16 protein-coding genes and 1 tRNA gene are annotated in these 15974 nt (G+C 71.2%); 8 read left to right on the forward strand and 9 right to left on the reverse strand.

The genetic code is table 11. The features are described from left to right. Positions 1-3 precede the first annotated feature (3 nt). Both ITJ69_RS10085 and ITJ69_RS10090 read right to left on the reverse strand, forming a co-directional pair. The gene (locus ITJ69_RS10085; RefSeq protein WP_111083697.1) at positions 4-555 is read right to left on the reverse strand and encodes an FHA domain-containing protein; all 552 of its coding nucleotides are present in this window, start codon (positions 553-555) and stop codon (positions 4-6) included. Next, a complete protein-coding gene (locus tag ITJ69_RS10090) occupies positions 552-1232 on the reverse strand; it encodes an FhaA domain-containing protein (RefSeq protein WP_123292929.1) in 681 nt (226 codons plus the stop codon). Before ITJ69_RS10090 ends, ITJ69_RS10085 begins: the two co-directional genes overlap by 4 nt. Before the next feature lie 86 nt (positions 1233-1318). Here ITJ69_RS10090 and ITJ69_RS10095 point away from each other — a divergent pair. Beyond that, a tRNA-Leu gene (locus ITJ69_RS10095) sits at positions 1319-1405 on the forward strand. A gap of 86 nt (positions 1406-1491) precedes the next feature. Here ITJ69_RS10095 and ITJ69_RS10100 read toward each other — a convergent pair. After that, a complete protein-coding gene (locus ITJ69_RS10100; protein ID WP_194672693.1) occupies positions 1492-1971 on the reverse strand; it encodes a hypothetical protein in 480 nt (159 codons plus the stop codon). A gap of 58 nt (positions 1972-2029) precedes the next feature. On the opposite strand from ITJ69_RS10100, the gene ITJ69_RS10105 reads away from it, so the two are divergent. Next, positions 2030-2731, forward strand: a complete 702-nt coding sequence (locus ITJ69_RS10105) for an NUDIX domain-containing protein (RefSeq protein ID WP_194672694.1) — start codon at positions 2030-2032, stop codon at positions 2729-2731. Here the strand turns inward: ITJ69_RS10105 and ITJ69_RS10110 are convergent. Together ITJ69_RS10110 and ITJ69_RS10115 are read right to left on the reverse strand one after the other, a co-directional pair. Then, positions 2714-3331 carry a TetR family transcriptional regulator gene (locus tag ITJ69_RS10110; RefSeq protein ID WP_194672695.1) on the reverse strand — a complete coding sequence of 206 codons (618 nt, stop codon included), beginning with the start codon at positions 3329-3331 and terminating at the stop codon, positions 2714-2716. The two genes, ITJ69_RS10105 and ITJ69_RS10110, sit on opposite strands and share 18 nt — an antisense overlap. Before the next feature lie 20 nt (positions 3332-3351). Beyond that, complete coding sequence (locus ITJ69_RS10115) at positions 3352-4887, reverse strand: PucR family transcriptional regulator (protein WP_131877947.1); 1536 nt, start codon at positions 4885-4887, stop codon at positions 3352-3354. A 92-nt stretch (positions 4888-4979) separates the two neighbouring features. On the opposite strand from ITJ69_RS10115, the gene gabT reads away from it, so the two are divergent. Genes gabT through ITJ69_RS10135 form a run of 4 tightly spaced genes read left to right on the forward strand, consistent with a single transcriptional unit; the run spans position 4980 to position 9453 of the window. Further along, positions 4980-6341 carry a 4-aminobutyrate--2-oxoglutarate transaminase gene (gene gabT / locus ITJ69_RS10120; RefSeq protein ID WP_194672696.1) on the forward strand — a complete coding sequence of 454 codons (1362 nt, stop codon included), beginning with the start codon at positions 4980-4982 and terminating at the stop codon, positions 6339-6341. Then, positions 6338-7870, forward strand: a complete 1533-nt coding sequence (locus tag ITJ69_RS10125; RefSeq protein WP_123937132.1) for an NAD-dependent succinate-semialdehyde dehydrogenase — start codon at positions 6338-6340, stop codon at positions 7868-7870. The genes gabT and ITJ69_RS10125 overlap by 4 nt, the downstream gene beginning before the upstream one ends. Further along, complete coding sequence (locus ITJ69_RS10130; RefSeq protein ID WP_194672697.1) at positions 7867-9255, forward strand: flavin monoamine oxidase family protein; 1389 nt, start codon at positions 7867-7869, stop codon at positions 9253-9255. The genes ITJ69_RS10125 and ITJ69_RS10130 overlap by 4 nt, the downstream gene beginning before the upstream one ends. A gap of 36 nt (positions 9256-9291) precedes the next feature. Beyond that, positions 9292-9453: a hypothetical protein gene (locus tag ITJ69_RS10135; protein WP_159572952.1), complete on the forward strand. Its 162-nt coding sequence runs from the start codon at positions 9292-9294 to the stop codon at positions 9451-9453. An 84-nt stretch (positions 9454-9537) separates the two neighbouring features. Here the strand turns inward: ITJ69_RS10135 and ITJ69_RS10140 are convergent, their stop codons facing one another. From ITJ69_RS10140 to ITJ69_RS10155, 4 genes are all read right to left on the reverse strand, one after another. Next, a complete protein-coding gene (locus ITJ69_RS10140) occupies positions 9538-10902 on the reverse strand; it encodes an NAD-dependent succinate-semialdehyde dehydrogenase (RefSeq protein ID WP_194672698.1) in 1365 nt (454 codons plus the stop codon). Positions 10903-10921: 19 nt separating this feature from the next. Further along, a complete protein-coding gene (locus ITJ69_RS10145) occupies positions 10922-12343 on the reverse strand; it encodes an APC family permease (RefSeq protein WP_123937135.1) in 1422 nt (473 codons plus the stop codon). Positions 12344-12503: 160 nt separating this feature from the next. Beyond that, complete coding sequence (locus ITJ69_RS10150; RefSeq protein WP_194672699.1) at positions 12504-13514, reverse strand: agmatine deiminase family protein; 1011 nt, start codon at positions 13512-13514, stop codon at positions 12504-12506. Further along, positions 13511-14545, reverse strand: coding sequence for a nitrilase-related carbon-nitrogen hydrolase (locus tag ITJ69_RS10155; RefSeq protein ID WP_194672700.1), 1035 nt, complete (start codon positions 14543-14545; stop codon positions 13511-13513). Before ITJ69_RS10155 ends, ITJ69_RS10150 begins: the two co-directional genes overlap by 4 nt. Positions 14546-14605: 60 nt before the next feature. On the opposite strand from ITJ69_RS10155, the gene ITJ69_RS10160 reads away from it, so the two are divergent. After that, on the forward strand, positions 14606-15046 hold the full coding sequence (locus ITJ69_RS10160; RefSeq protein WP_159572956.1) for a VOC family protein: 441 nt from the start codon (positions 14606-14608) through the stop codon (positions 15044-15046). Between the two features lie 106 nt (positions 15047-15152). Further along, a complete protein-coding gene (locus ITJ69_RS10165) occupies positions 15153-15971 on the forward strand; it encodes an SDR family oxidoreductase (protein ID WP_159572957.1) in 819 nt (272 codons plus the stop codon). Positions 15972-15974: the final 3 nt, after the last annotated feature.

The raw sequence follows: 15974 nt of genomic DNA on the forward strand, positions 1-15974 counted from the left end.
GGGTTACCGCCGCAGCTCGAACGTCGTCGTCCCGATCGTGATCGGCGTGCGCTCCGCGACGATCAGGGGAGCGCTCACCTTCTGACCGTTGACGAAGGTGCCGTTCGTGGACTCGAGGTCGGTGAGGAGCCAGCCGTCGGCGCGCAGGTCGAGCCGGGCGTGGTTGGTCGAGGTGTAGTCGTCGCGGATCACGACGTTGGACTCGCTGGAGCGGCCGATCGTGATCGGCCCGCCGCCGAGCGGCATCTCCATGCCCTCACGCGCACCCTCGGTGATCACGAGGCGCACCGCTGCCGGCGAGGGCGACTGCGTCGCCGCCGTGGGTTGCCCGATCAGGTCGGTGAACGCACCACCCGAGGCCGCTGCCGGCGCCGCCGCTGCGGGGATCGTCGGGGTCGTCGGGCCGGAGGGAGCCGACTTGGAATCCGTGGGGATCGTGCGCACGCGCTGGCCGAAGAGATCACTGCGCAGGGCGAAGACGATCACGAAGACGAACAGCCAGAGCACCGCGAGGAACGCGAAGCGCAGGACGAGCAGGGTCAGGCCTGTGGTCATCGAGCACCTCCGTCGTTCTCCGGGATCACCCGGAACACCATACGGGTACGACCGATCTCGATGGTGGAGTCCGGCTCCACGATCGCCTGTTGGAAGTGCTGTCCGTTCAGCTTCGAGCCGTTCGTCGAGCCCAGATCCGTGGCCTGGGCGTGCTTGCCGTCCCACAGGACCTCGACGTGCTTCCGGCTCGTCCCGGTGTCCGCGATGGTGATGTCGGCGTCGCTGCCGCGGCCGATCACGGTGCGTCCGCGCTGCAGGCGGTGGCGCTGCGAGCCGATGTCGAGCACGGCGATCCAGGCGACATCGCGCTGCACCGTGGTGGAGTCGATCTGCAGGATGCCGGTCGACAGGGTGCCGTCCTGCTGCAGCCGGATGGTGACCGGTCCGGAGAACGAGTAGTTCTGCGCGACGGCGTGCTGGTGGGCCATCTGCGTGAGTTCGTCGATGAGCGGACGACCGACGTCGTTCATGCGCGTGAAGTCCGGCGGTGCGAGGCGCACGGTGAACTCGTTCGGCACGAGGATGCGCTCTCGCGACACCACGGCGGCCTTCGTGTCGAGCTCACGGCGCAGGGCGCTGGAGATCTCGACCGGCTGCACACCGGAGCGGAAGGTCTTCGCGAACGCGCCGTTCACGGCGCGCTCCAGCCCTCGCTCGAAGTTGTCCAGCAGGCCCATGTGTCTCCAGAGTCGTCGGTCGTCAACCACTGCATGGTAGTGGTTGGCGCAGGGGGCAGTCTGTGCGTGGTAGTGTTTTGGGGCTGGCGCGAGTGGCGGAATTGGTAGACGCGCACGGTTCAGGTCCGTGTGCTGGAAACGGCGTGGGGGTTCAAGTCCCCCCTCGCGCACCAGGCGAAACAGCGAAAGGCCCCGGAGGAATCCGGGGCCTTTCGTGTTCTTCCAGGACGTACCGGGGCGGCCGTCGCCGGTGGGCGGATCAGGTCCGATCGGCGTCCGTCGCGTGGTCGGGATCCGGCCAGGAGGCGCGGCTCGACCCCGACACGCCGGGTCCGGAGAACCCGTGGTCGGTTCTTCCCGCATCGCTCGGTGCGAAGAACGGGCGCGCGCTGGGCAGGAAGAGGAGGACCGCGGCGACGACCGACAACGCGATCGTCAGGAGTCCGAGCTCGCCGCTCGTGAGGCTGAGCACCGCACGGGCCACGGCGACGACGACCAGCACGATGCGTGCCACCCGCGACCCGGCGGCCGTGCGGACGACCGCCCACCCGACGAGTCCCCAGACCACGATGGCGACGAGCACCGTCAGGACCGTGCCGAGGGCGTTGCCTCCCGTGCCCGCCACGAACTGCAGGACGGTCGCCACCAGGCAGACCGCGACCCAGACGAGCCAGAGCACGAACGACACGGTGACCACTTGCGGTCGGTCCGGGCGACGGGTGAACGGTGTCCTGGTCATGGCTGCACGGTACCGGGCGGGCAGGTCGTGCGAGCAGCCGCCCCGCTAGCGTGACCAGGTGACCGATGATCGTCCAGCAGCCCCTCGTCCCGGCGTCGACGTCCCCGATGCCCGTGGGCGGACCGGACTCGACGCCGTCGGCCGTGACCTCGACCGCAACCCCGACGTCGTCGTGCGGGACGTCGAGGTCGTGTCGGACGGCTGGCACGTGCTCCGTCGCACCACGCTCGACGTCCGGCGCCGGGACGGCCGGTGGGACCGGCAGCAGCGGGAGACCTACGACCGCGGGAACGGTGCCACGGTGCTGCCGTACGACGCCGAGCGCCGTACCGTCCTGCTCACCCGGCAGTTCCGCTGGCCGGCGTACGTGAACGGGCACCCGGACGGCATGCTCATCGAGGCTGCGGCGGGGCTGCTCGACGAGGACGACCCCGAGACCGCCGTCCGCCGCGAGGCCGCCGAAGAGCTCGGCATCCGGCTGGGCGACCTGGTGCGCGTCGGCGACGTCTTCATGAGCCCCGGTTCGGTCACCGAGCGTGTCCACTTCTACGTCGGTGCCTACACACCGGCGGACCGGGTCGAGGCGGGCGGCGGGGTCGAGGACGAGGGCGAGGACATCGAGGTGCTCGAGCTGGCACTCGACGAGGCCCTCGCGATGGTCGAGGACGGCCGGATCGCCGACGGCAAGACGATCATGCTGCTGCAGTGGGTGGCACTGCGGTCAGTGGCACCGCGGCGGGTGTCACCCCGACAGGGCTGAGCCGTCCAGGCCCACCGCTCGGGCGATCGTCGTGCGGACCAGGCCCTCGCGGGTCGGTCGGTCGAGGTAGTCGACCAGGGCGTACCCGTTGGTGGCGTCGACGAGCGCGAAGAGCAGGCGTCCCACGCCGTCCGGGTCGTCGGTCCGCAGCACGCCCGCGCGCACCCCGTCGACGACGACCGTGGTCGCGAGGAGCTGCCAGTCGTCCATGACGTCCCGTGCCGCGGTCGCCAGCGCCGCGTTCGTGCGGCCGATGCTCCACGCGTCGGCCCACAGGGTGGCGACGTCGTCGCGCGCGGGATCGGCGATGCAGCCGAGCAGGGTGCGGAGGCCGGAGACGGGGTCGGGAGCAGCGGCGACGATCGCGCGGACCTCGGCGACCTCGGCTGTCGCGACGGTGCGGAACGTCTCGCCGACCAGGTCCTCCATGCTCGGGCGGTAGTGGGCGACGAGCGAGGGCGCGACCCCGATCACGGCGGCGACCCCGCGGAGCGTCACCGCCGCGAGGCCCTCGGCGCGCGCCAGGTCGACGGCAGCCGCCGCGATCTGGGATCCGCGCTCGGCCGGGCTCAGGCGCCGGCGGGCCGGTGTCGTCGGCATCGTCCCACCGTATCCGCGCGTCACGCGCCCTCGACGACGAAGGCCGCCCACAGGTCGGCCCGGGTCGCGAAGACGGAGAGGTCGCGGTCGAGGAGCCGGCCGGCGTGCTCGACCCGGGAGCGTGCGGTGTGGCGGTGGATGCCGAGCACCTGGGCGGCGCGGTCGTACTCGCAGTTCTGCTCGAGCCAGGCACGGACGGTGCGGGTGAGCTCGGTGCCCGCCGACCGGTCGTGTTCGAGCAGGGGAGCGAGGAACGCGCGTGCGACGGCTCCGGCGTCGACGTCCACGTGGGCCAGGTGTGCGAGGACGCCTTCCCGGGCGAGGTCGCCGAACTCGGTGGTGCCCGGTCGTCCTTCGCGCCGACGGTCCAGGGCCTGCACGGCCTCGGTGCGAGCGCGTCCGAACGATCGGTAGGCGGCACCGTCCGACAGGCCGGCCCGCAGGTCGAAGCGCCCGACCAGTTCCTCGACGATCGCGGTGTCGTCGGCGCTCACGCACAGGAAGAGGGCGTCGTCGACGGCGAAGAAGAGCTGTCCGGGCCGGTCCTGCACCCACAGTTCGAGCAGGTCGACGACGGTGTCGAGGTCGTGGTCGTCGACGTCGAGGGCCGCGATCCGGACGGGTTCGGCGGGCAGGGGACCCCACACCTCGCGCGACGTCGACTGGACCACCTCCGGATCGCCGACGGAGAGCATGGTGAGCAGGCCGGTGCGCAGGAGCCCGCGTGCCCGGGCCAGCTCACGGTTCTGCTGCAGCGCGAGTCCGGCGAGGGCGATGACGGACGTCACCACCTCGCGTCCGGCGCGGTCGAGTGCTCCTCCGTTGGCGATCGCGAGCACGCCGCTCAGGTGGCCACCGCTGCCGAGGGTCTGCAGCGTGAACCCGGTGTGGTGCTCGGTCGTCACCGGCAGGCTCGCCCGCTGTCCCGCACGCAACAGGCGCAGCGCCTCGGTCCGGAGCAGCTCGAGGTCCTGCGCGGGCACGCCGTCCGCCGGGTGCCCGCGGTCCAGGCGCCCCGACACGTCGAAGAGCCCGACCCAGCCGTCGAGCTGCCCGGAGAGCTCGGCGATCGTGGCCCCGAGCCCGTCCGGGCGCATCGCTGCGAGCGAGATCGCCCGCTGTGCGGCGAGGGCCCAGGCGTTCCGGGCGTTCGCGTCGCGGGCGACCGCTTCGGCGTTCGCCTGCGCGACCGCGATGAACGAGGTCTCGTAGGGCACCTCGAACAACGGGAGCCCGTGCTGCGAACAGGCGGCGACGAGGGCGTCCGGGGTGCCCGCGCGGACGACCTCGGTGCCGAACCCGAGTGCGACGACGCCCCGCTCGACGAGTCGGCGGACGTAGGGGCCGGCGACGTCCTCCGGGACCTCGGCCTCGGCGCCGAACTGGGTGCCCGTGGTCAGCAGTCCCTGCCCGTCGGCCAGGAACGGCGTCGGGTCCTCGAGGTCGGAGCTGTGCAGCCACGACAGCGGGGCGTCGAGGGCGCCCGTGTCCGCGTCGGTCAGCGGTCGGAGGCGGAGGTCGGCACGGTGCAACAGGGAACGCAGCGTCGCGGGCATGGGAGCACCCTATCCACCGGGGCGATCGGGCCGGTGCTCGATGTACACGGTGGACAGCCGCCGTGGTCACCGCAGGCTCCTACCATCGCCGCATGTCCTCCACCGCAGCACCCTCGATCAGTGCGCCCACCGGCGGCCCCTCGCTGCCCCAGGAACGACGGCTCGTCACGGCCGTCCCCGGCCCCCGGTCACGCGAGCTCATGGCGCGGAAGGCCGGAGCCGTCGCAGCCGGGGTCGGCGTCGCCGTGCCGATCGCCGTCGTCGCGGCCGGTGGCGGGGTCGTCGTGGACGCGGACGACAACTCGTTCGTCGACCTGGGGTCCGGGATCGCCGTGACCAGCGTCGGCAACGCGCACCCCGCCGTCGTCGCCGCGGTCACCGAGCAGGTCGCTGCCTTCACCCACACGTGCTTCACGATCGCCGCCTACGACGGGTACGTCGCGGTCGCCGAGGCACTCAACCGGCTGACCCCCGGTGACCACGAGAAGCGCACGGCGCTGTTCAACTCCGGCGCCGAGGCCGTCGAGAACGCCGTGAAGATCGCCCGCAAGCACACCGGTCGGCAGGCCGTCGTGGTGTTCGACCACGCGTACCACGGCCGCACGAACCTCACGATGGCGCTCACCGCGAAGAACCAGCCCTACAAGGACGGCTTCGGACCCTTCGCGCCCGAGGTCTACCGGGTGCCGATGTCCTACCCGTTCCACGACGGGCTCTCCGGGCCCGAGGCGGCGAAGCGCGCGATCAGCCAGATCGAGAAGCAGATCGGCGCGGCGAACACCGCGGCGCTGCTCATCGAGCCGATCCAGGGGGAGGGCGGGTTCGTCGTCCCCGCGCCCGGGTTCCTCACCGCCCTGTCCGAGTGGACCACGGCGAACGGCGTCGTGCTCATCGCCGACGAGGTGCAGACCGGCTTCGCGCGCACCGGGTCGATGTTCGCGAGCGAGCACGAGGGGATCGTGCCGGACGTCGTCACGACCGCGAAGGGCATGGCCGGCGGTCTGCCCCTGTCCGCCGTGACCGGGCGCGCCGAGATCATGGACTCCGCGCACGTCGGCGGGCTCGGCGGCACCTACGGCGGCAACCCGATCGCCTGCGCTGCCGCCCTCGCCGCGATCGACGCGTTCGAGCACGACGGGCTGATCGACCGAGCCCGCGAGATCGGGGACGTGCTGCTCGGACGACTCCGTGCCGCACAGACGACCGACCCGCGGATCGGCGACGTCCGCGGACGCGGCGCGATGGTCGCGATGGAACTCGTGGACCCCGCGACCGGAGAACCGGACGCAGCACTGACCGGGAAGGTGGTGCGGTCCGCGTTCGAGCACGGCGTCATCGCGCTGACCGCCGGCACGTACGGCAACGTCGTCCGGTTCCTGCCCCCACTGTCGATCGACGACGCCCTGCTCCACGAGGGACTCGACGTCGTCCTGGAAGGACTCGCAACAGCATGACCACCGGCACCACCACCGCCCCCGCGGCCGACCGCACCGACGCCGAACGCGAGCTGCTCGCCCGCGTCCCCACGGGCCTCCTGGTCGACGGCGCATGGCAGCCGTCGGCCGACGGCCGGACCTTCGCCGTCGTCGACCCCGCCACCGGCGAGACGCTGCTCGACATCGCCGACGCAACCCCCGAGGACGGTGTCCGAGCGCTCGACGCCGCGGAAGCGGCCAAGACGGGCTGGGCGACCACACCGCCGCGGCACCGCGCCGAGCTGCTGCGTCGCGCGTTCGACCTGCTGCAGGAACGGCGCGAGGAGTTCGCGCTGCTCATGACGCTCGAGATGGGCAAGCCGCTCGCCGAGGCCCGCGGCGAGGTCGCGTACGGCGGGGAGTTCCTGCGCTGGTTCTCGGAGGAAGCGGTCCGGATCGGCGGCTCGTACGGCACCAACCCGGAGGGCACCGGCCGTGCCACCGTCTCCCACAAGCCCGTCGGCACCGCGTTCCTCATCACGCCGTGGAACTTCCCGCTGGCGATGGCGACCCGGAAGATCGCACCGGCGCTCGCCGCCGGATGCACGGTCGTCGTGAAGCCGGCCGAACTGACGCCGCTCACGACCCTGCTGTTCGTCGACCTGCTGCGCGAGGTCGGTCTGCCCGCCGGGGTGGTCAACGTGGTGCAGACCACGCGGGCCGCCGACGTCTCCGCGCCGGTGATCGCCGACCCCCGGCTCCGGAAGCTGTCCTTCACGGGCTCGACGCCGGTCGGACGCACACTGCTCGCCCAGGCGGCGCAGAACGTGCTCCGGACGAGCATGGAGCTCGGCGGCAACGCCCCGTTCCTGGTGTTCGCCGACGCCGACCTCGACCTGGCCGTGGAGGGCGCGCTCGCCGCCAAGTTCCGCAACACCGGGCAGGCCTGCACCGCCGCGAACCGGTTCCTGGTGCACGAGGACGTCGTCGACGAGTTCACGCGCCGGGTGACCGCACGCGTCGAGGCCATGCGGGTCGGACGCGGCACCGAGGACGGCGTCGCCATCGGACCGCTCATCGACGACCGTGCCGTCGACAAGGCGCACCGCCTGGTCACCGACGCGCTCGACCGCGGGGCGACGCTCCGCACCGGCGGACACCCGGTCGACGGCCCCGGCACCTTCTACGCGCCCACGGTCCTGACCGACGTGCAGCCCGGCAGCGACCTGCTCCGCGACGAGATCTTCGGGCCCGTCCTGGCGATCCGGACCTTCCGGACCGAGGACGAGGCCGTGGCCGCCGCCAACGACACCGAGTACGGTCTGGTCGGCTACGCGTTCACGGAGGACCCGGCCCGCGGCCAGCGCCTGATGGAGCGGCTCGAAACCGGCATGCTCGGACTCAACACCGGGGTCGTCTCGAACGCGTCGGCCCCGTTCGGCGGGGTGAAGCAGTCCGGCCTCGGCCGCGAGGGCGGCGGCGAGGGCATCGCCGAGTACCTCGAGACCATGTACACGCTGACCCCGGACCCGTTCCGGAGCACCACCACCGAAGGAGCAGCACGATGATCGAGAGCGACGTCGTCGTCATCGGAGCCGGTGTCACCGGCCTGACCGCCGCGAACCGCCTGCGCGCCGCAGGACTGACCGTCACGGTGCTCGAGGCGCGCGACCGCGTGGGCGGCCGCACCTGGACGAACGACATCGACGGGGTCACGCTCGAGATCGGTGGCCAGTGGGTCTCGCCCGACCAGACCGCGCTGCTCGAGACCCTCGACGAACTCGGGCTCGACACCTACGACCGGTACCGCGAGGGCTCCAGCGTCTACGTCGACGCCGAGGGCACCCGCACCGAGTACACCGGCGACATCTTCCCGCTGCCCGAGGCGACGGCGAACGAGATCGAGCGACTCGTGACGGTCGTCGACGAGTACGTTGCGGCGGTCGACCCCGCGCGCCCCTGGGAGTCCCCGCACGCGGCGGCACTCGACGAGATCTCCTTCCGTGCCTGGCTAAACGCGCTGAGCGACGACCGCGTCGCCACCGACAACGTCGAACTGTTCATCGCGGGCGCCATGCTCACGAAGCCGGCACACGCGTTCTCGGCACTGCAGGCCCTGCTGATGGCTGCCTCTGCCGGGAGCTTCACGAACCTGGTCGACGCCGACTTCATCCTGGACAAGCGCGTCGTCGGCGGGATGCAGCAGGTGTCGGGACGCCTCGCGGAGCGCCTCGGTGACGCCGTGCACCTCGACGCGCCGGTGCGCACCCTGCGCTGGACCGACGACGGGGTCGTCGCGCTCGCCGACGGCGGTCTCGAGGTCCACGCCCGGCAGGCGCTCGTCGCCGTGCCGCCGCCCCTGTACTCGCGGATCTCGTACGAACCCCCGCTGCCCCGTCGCCAGCACCAGCTGCACCAGCACCTGTCGATGGGCTTCGTCATCAAGGTGCACGCCGTCTACGACCGGCCGTTCTGGCGCGGCGCCGGGCTCTCCGGCACCGCGTTCAGCCCGTACGAGGTCGTGCACGAGGCGTACGACAACACCGAGCACGGATCAGAGCAGGGCACGCTCGTCGGGTTCGTCTCCGACCAGCACGCCGACGACCTGTTCGCACTGTCGGTCGAGGAGCGGAAGGCCCGGGTGCTCGGTTCGCTCGCGCACTACTACGGCGACGAGGCCCTGCGCCCGGTCGTGTACTACGAGAGCGACTGGGGCACCGAGGAGTGGACCCGCGGCGCCTACGCGGCGAGCTTCGACCTGGGCGGGCTCGTCCGCTACGGAGCCGACCAGCGTGCAGCCGTCGGTCCGATCCGGTTCGCGTCGAGCGACCTGGCCGGGCAGGGGTACCAGCACGTCGACGGTGCGGTGCGGATCGGGCGCGAGGTCGCCGACGAGATCCTGGCCGTGACCCCGGTCGCCGCCGGCTCGGGCGCTGCCGCCTCGTCCGTCTGAACGGGTGCAGCATCGACCGCGCGTAGCGTCCGGGCCATGAGCGACACGACGGCGAACGGATCCAGCGACCCCAGCGAGGCCGAAGCGCAGTACACCGAGGACCTGCCGGACGGGTCGCCCACGGGCGACGCGACGAAGGACCCCGCGCAGGACAGCGACACGGACTCCGGCGGCGAGCCCGCCGACCCGCAGCAGTAGCGGCGACCGACGAGCAGACGGGAGGCACGGTGCCAGCTGGCACCGTGCCTCCCGTCCGTCGTGGAGCCGGGTTCAGAGCGTCCGTCAGCCGATGCGGATCAGCTTCTTGTTGACGAATTCGTCGGCCCCCAGGGGGCCGAGCTCGCGGCCGAAGCCGCTCGCCTTGACGCCGCCGAACGGCAGTTCGGGGCTGTCCGCGCCGACCATGTTGACGTAGACCATGCCGGCCTCGAGCCGGTCCGCGACGCGGAGTGCCTGGTCGGCGTCGGTCGTGAACAGGTACGAGCCGAGGCCGTACGGGGTGTCGTTGGCGAGTGCGACGGCTGCGTCCTCGTCGGCGACGCGGTACACGGCGGCGACGGGGCCGAAGAACTCCTCGCGGTACGCGTCGTTGTCCGGCGTGACGTCGGTGAGGATCGTCGGCACGAAGGCGTTGCCCTGGCGGTCACCACCGGTGACGACGGTCGCACCCTGCGCGACGGCGGACGCGAGCTGCTCCTGCAGCCGGTCCGCGGCGGTCGGGGACGACAGCGGGCCGAGCTCGGCACCGGGCATGGACGGGTCCGTCGGCGAGACCGCGGACATGGCCGTCGTGAACTTCGCCAGGAAGTCGTCGTACAGGTCGTCCACCACCAGGAAGCGCTTCGGGGCATTGCAGACCTGCCCGTTGCCCTCGAGGCGGGTGGTGACGGCCGACTCGACCACGGAGTCGAGGTCGTCGGTGGACAGCACGATGAAGGGGTCCGACCCACCGAGCTCGAGGACGACCTTCGTGAGGTTCCGGCCGGCGATCTCGGCGACGGCGGCACCGGCGCGGGCGGACCCGGTCAGCGAGACACCCTGCACGCGTGGGTCGGCGATGACGTCGGCGGCCTGGTCGTTCGTCGCGAAGACGTTCGTGTACGCGCCCTCGGGGAACCCGGCGTCGTGGAAGATCCGCTCGATCGCCAGGGCCGACTCGGGGCACTGCGGTGCGTGCTTGAGCAGGACCGTGTTGCCGATGAGCAGGTTCGGACCGGCGAACCGGGCGATCTGGTAGGCGGGGAAGTTCCACGGCATGATGCCGAGCAGCACGCCGATCGATGACTTCCGGATGAAGGCGCTGCCCTCGGAGCCGTCGGCCAAGGTGATCGGCTGGTCGGCGAGGAACTCCTCGGCGTGGTCCGCGTAGTAGTCGTAGATGTCGGCGCAGAAGTCCACCTCGCCCTCGGCCTGGTCGATCGGCTTCGCCATCTCGCGCACGATCGTGGCGGCGAGGTCGGCGTGACGCTCCCGGTACAGGTCCGCGACGCGGTGGAGCAGGGCCGCGCGGTCGGCGACGGTGCTGGTGCGGCCCCACTCGCCGTGGGTCTGGTGGGCGGTGGTGACGGCGGCGCGCAGCTCGTCGTCGGTGATGGTCGGGAACGTCTCGAGGGTCGTGCCCGTGGTGGGGTCGGTGACGGCGTACATGGCGTCCTCTCGTGGTGGGTCAGGCCTGGTCGGTCAGCTGCTTGTTGACGCCGGTGACCGGCTGGTTCTCGTCGAAGCTCTTCGGCAGCACCCGGAAGCCCTTCGTGATGACGAGCAGGTAGGCGAAGCCGATCGCAGCCCACACTCCTCCTGCGATCAGTGCGTCGGCGTGGAGCTGCGACCAGAGCACCCCCGTCAGGACCATCGCGAGGCCGGGCAGGACGATGTACTTCCACCGGTCACCCGCGGTGTGGCGGCGGCCCTGCCGGACGGCGAAGTGCACGATGACGCTCGCGTTGACGAAGGTGAAGGCGACGAGCGCGCCGAAGTTGATGTACGACGAGATGGTGTCGAGCGAGAAGCTCATCGCGAGCAGCGTGACCGCCCCGACGAAGACCACGTTGAACACCGGGGTGTGCGTGCGCGGGTTGACGTAGCCGAACACCCGCTTCGGCAGGACGTTGTTCCGACCCATCACCATGAGCATGCGGGCGACGCTCGCGTGCGAGGCGAGCCCCGACGCCAACGCGGCGACGAACCCGGCCGACACCAGGACCGCCTGGAACACCGGGCCACCGACGAGCAGGCCGATCTGGGGGAGCGGGTCGTCGGTGAACTCGCCGAACGGGGTGTTCGTCGGGAACCGCAGCTGCGCGAAGTACGCGGACACCAGGAAGATCGCGCCGCCGAGCAGCACCGTCAGCATGATCGCCTTCGGCATGATCCGGATCGACTTCGCCTCTTCCGTGTACATCGTCACGGCGTCGAAGCCGATGAACGAGAAGCAGACCACCGTCGCACCGGTGAGCAGGGCGGACATCGTCACGCCGTCGTGCACGAACGGCTCGGTGCTCGCGATCGTGCCGGCGCCGGCACCGTGGACGAGTTCGATGACGGTGAAGACCACGAACGCGATCATCGCCAGGATCGCGCCGATGAGCAGCACCATGTTGAGGTTCGACGTGCCACGCATCGACAGGCAGATCACCGTCGTCACGAACACCGTGTAGACGACGACCGTCACCCACGACGGCAGTGCCGGGAACACCTGCTCCAGGTAGAGCCGGATGATCAGGGCGTTCACCATCGGCAGCAGCAGGTAGTCGAGCAGGGACGCCCAGCCGACCATGAACCCGAGGTTCGGGTGCATCGACTCCCGCACGTACGTGTAGGCCGAACCGGCTGCCGGGTAGACCCGGACCATCTTCCCGTAGCTGATCGCCGTCAGGGCCATGATGACCAGCGCGATCAGGTACGCGCTCGGCACGGCGCCGTCGGTCTGCCCGGAGACGATGCCGAAGGTGTCGAACACCACCGTCGGGGTCATGTAGCCGAGGCCCAGGCCGACGATCGCCCAGAGTCCGAGGCTCCGCTTCAGGGAACCGCCGCGCGCAGGTGTTGCCGGTGCTGTCGGTGTGGGGACCGCGGTCGGTGATGCCATGTGCGTGGACTTCCCTGCTGGGTCGGAGGTGGGCAGCGCCGGAGCTGGGCTGGGCAGCGTCGCCCGGACTGGTTCGGAGCAACATACCGATGTGCGAGTGCTCGGTGGACCGGCCGCGGTGTACAGACGTCGGGCAGTTGCTGTACACCGCGGCGATGGATCAGACCGCCGGCTGTTGCTGCGTGATGCAGTGCAGGCCGCCGCCGCGCGCGAAGACCTGACGAGCGTCGATCGAACGCACCTGACGACCCGGGTACACGTCGGCGAGGATGCCGCGGGCGTGGTCGTCGGCGACGGCGTCACCGAACGCGCAGGCGATCACGGCGCCGTTCACCACCACGTGGTTGACGTAGTTCCAGTCGACCGGGCCGTCGTCGTCGGTCAGGGTCGACGGGGCCGGCAGTTCGACGATGGTCGCGTTCGTGGCCTGCTCGAGCGCCCGACGGATCTGCGGCATCACCAGGTGGTCCGGGTGGCCGGCGTCGGGCTGCGCGTGCAGCAGGACCGTGCCCGGATCGGCGAAGGTCGCGACCATGTCGACGTGGCCCCGGGTCCCGAACCCGTCGTAGTCACGGGTCAGGCCGCGGGGCAGCCAGACCACGTCCGTCGCGCCGATCGTCCGGGCCAGCTCGAGTTCGACGCGCTCGCGGTCGGCGTACGGGTTCCGTCGCGGATCGAGCTGCACGGTCTCCGTCACCAGGACCGTGCCCGTGCCGTCGACGTGGATCGCCCCGCCCTCGTTCACGAGCAGCGACGGGATCCGCCGCGCACTGGCGGCGGCCGCGACCGTGGCGGCGACCTCGGCGTCACGGGTCCACGTCGACCAGGAGTTCGCGCCCCAGCCGTTGAAGACCCAGTCCACGGCGCCGAGCTCGCCGGTCACGTCGTCGACGACGAACGTCGGCCCGATGTCGCGCATCCAGAAGTCGTCGAGGGGCGCTTCGAGCACCTCGACCGCGGTCGACAGCAGGCGACGAGCGTCGGCTCGCGCGACCGGGTCCACGACGATCGTGACGGGCTGGTGCTCGCTGATCGTGTTGGCGGTGGTCGCCCACGTCCGTCGCGCCGCCTCAGCGCTCGCCGCGTCGTCACCGAGCGTCAGGCCGGGGCGCGGGAACGCCATCCAGGTGCGTTCCTGCGGAGCCGTCTCGGGAGGCATCACCCACGTCATGCGCGCACCTCCGGTCCGGCGTCGGTCGCCGCCACCCCGATGGCCGCGACGATCGCGTCGCGTGCGCCGTACGCGTGGCGGTCCTCGTCGACCGGGGCGACGAGCCCCGCGTAGAGGTCGGGGCGACGGGTCACGTAGAAGGGGAACAGTCGGAGCCACTCCGTCCGGGCCTCGAGGTCGAGGTCCGCCACGAGCACCGCGTCAGCGTCACGCGGAGCTTCGGCGAGCACGCGGCCGAACGGGTCCGAGATGAACGACGACCCGTAGAACGTGATGTCGCCCTCGTCGCCCCAGCGGTTCGGGACGACCATGAACTGGCCGGCGGTGATGCCGTTCGCGACGATGACCTGCCGCCAGATCGGCGCGGTGTCGAAGTCCGGGAACGTCGGCTCGGAGCCGATCGCCGTCGGGTACACCAGGACCTCGGACCCGGCGAGGCCGTAGGACCGGGCCACCTCGGGGAACCACTCGTCCCAGCACGTCGGCAGTCCGACGCGTGCGCCGAGACCCGCCGGCTCGTACACCGGGAAGGCGTCGTCGTCCGTCCCCGCGCGGAAGTACGTGTCCTCGTAGTAGCCGGCGCTGATCGGGATGTGGGTCTTTCGGGTCCGGCCGACCAGGGTGCCGTCGGGGGCGACGAGGACGGCGGTGTTGTAGCCGCGGGGGTCGTCGGGCTGGTCGTCGTCGGCAGGGCGCTCGTACAGCGAGGCGTGGACGAACACCCCGTGCTCGATCGCCTGTGCGCGGGTGAAGGTGACCGTCGGGCCGTCCTCGAGCGACTCGGCGAGGTCCTTCGGGACACCACTGGCCGGAGTGTCGCCGGGGTAGCGGCGCAGGGTGAGCTCGGGCAGGAACACTGCCGCGGCGCCATTGGCCGCGGCGGTGGCGATGCCGTCGGCGAGTTGTGCTCGGTGGGCAGCGGGGTCTTCGAGCCAACGCACCTGCACGAGGGCGACGCGGGTCGAGCGGCGGGGGGTGCCGGTGTCCTGGTGCAGCGGAGACGGGTGCGGGGGAGCGATGACGACGTCCATCCCGCCATTGTTGATCGCATGGTCAATGAGCGCAAGGCCCAGGGGGAGTTGGGTGGGGTGATGAGCGAACCCATCGTCACGCCGCTCGGCTTCTCGCACGTGCGCCTCACGGTCACGGACATCCGCCGGAGCAAGGCCTTCTACGAGCAGCTGTTCGGCATGTCGCCCGGCAGTGACTTCAGCGACCAGATCGACGACCCGACGATCCACGACGACCCGTGGCGGACCTACGGCGGGTGCTCGTTCACGTTCGGCGGGCAGACGCTCGGCCTGCGACCGGTCGCCCCCGCCGAGGACCGGTTCGATCCCGACCGAGTCGGCCTCGACCACGTGTCGTTCCGCGTCGGGTCCGTCGACGACCTGCACGCCGCCGTCGAGCGGCTGGACGCCGCCGGCATCGACCACGGCGACGTCACCGACCTGCCGCCGTTCGGCCTGGTGATCCTGTCCGTGCAGGACCCCGACGACGTCAACCTGGAGTTCGCGGCACCTCGACCCTGAGTCGCGGTCCGCTGGTGTCCGCTTGCCGCGTCCGTCACCCGGACCTCCAGGTGCCACGGAAGCGGGGAGCGTTGCCTGATCGCGTCAGATCTCAGGAGGAGACAGCATGAGCAAGACCTGGTTCATCACCGGAGCGTCGAAGGGCTTCGGCCGCGAGTGGGCGGAAGCCGCCCTCGAACGTGGAGACTCCGTAGCCGGCACGGCCCGCGACACCGACGACGTGCAAGCACTCGTCGACCAGTACCCGGACACGTTCCTCGGACTGCAGCTCGACGTGACCGACCGTGCCGCGGACTTCGCGGCCGTGCAGCGTGCGGCGGAGCACTTCGGCTCGCTCGACGTCGTCGTGAACAACGCCGGCTACGGCCACTTCGGCATGGTCGAGGAACTCACCGAGGACGAGGTCCGAGCCCAGCTCGAGACGAACCTGTTCGGAGCGCTCTGGGTGACCCAGGCCGCGCTGCCGATCATGCGGGAGCAGGGCTCCGGGCACGTCATCCAGGTGTCGAGCATCGGCGGGATCAGCGCGTTCCCGACGGTCGGCGCCTACCACGCATCGAAGTGGGCGCTCGAGGGGCTGTCGCAGTCCCTGTCGCAGGAGGTCGCCGGCTTCGGCATCCACGTGACGCTCATCGAGCCGGGCGGCTTCTCGACCGACTGGTCCGGACCGTCGTCGAAGAAGAGCGACGAGATCGCCGCCTACGCCGACGTCCGCGAGGCCGCGTCGAAGCGCCCGTCGGCCGCCGACCCCGGCAAACCCGAGGCGACCCGCTCGGCGATCCTGAAGGTCGTCGACGCCGAGCAGCCGCCCCTGCGCGTCTTCTTCGGCAAGGCGCCGCTCGGCATCGCCGAGAAGGACTACGAGTCCCGCCTGGCGACCTGGCGCGAGTGGCAGCCGGTGTCGGAGGAAGCACACGGCTCCTGAGCG

This window comes from Curtobacterium sp. VKM Ac-2887, from assembly GCF_015350935.1.
In the GTDB taxonomy this organism is placed as follows: Bacteria; Actinomycetota; Actinomycetes; order Actinomycetales; family Microbacteriaceae; genus Curtobacterium.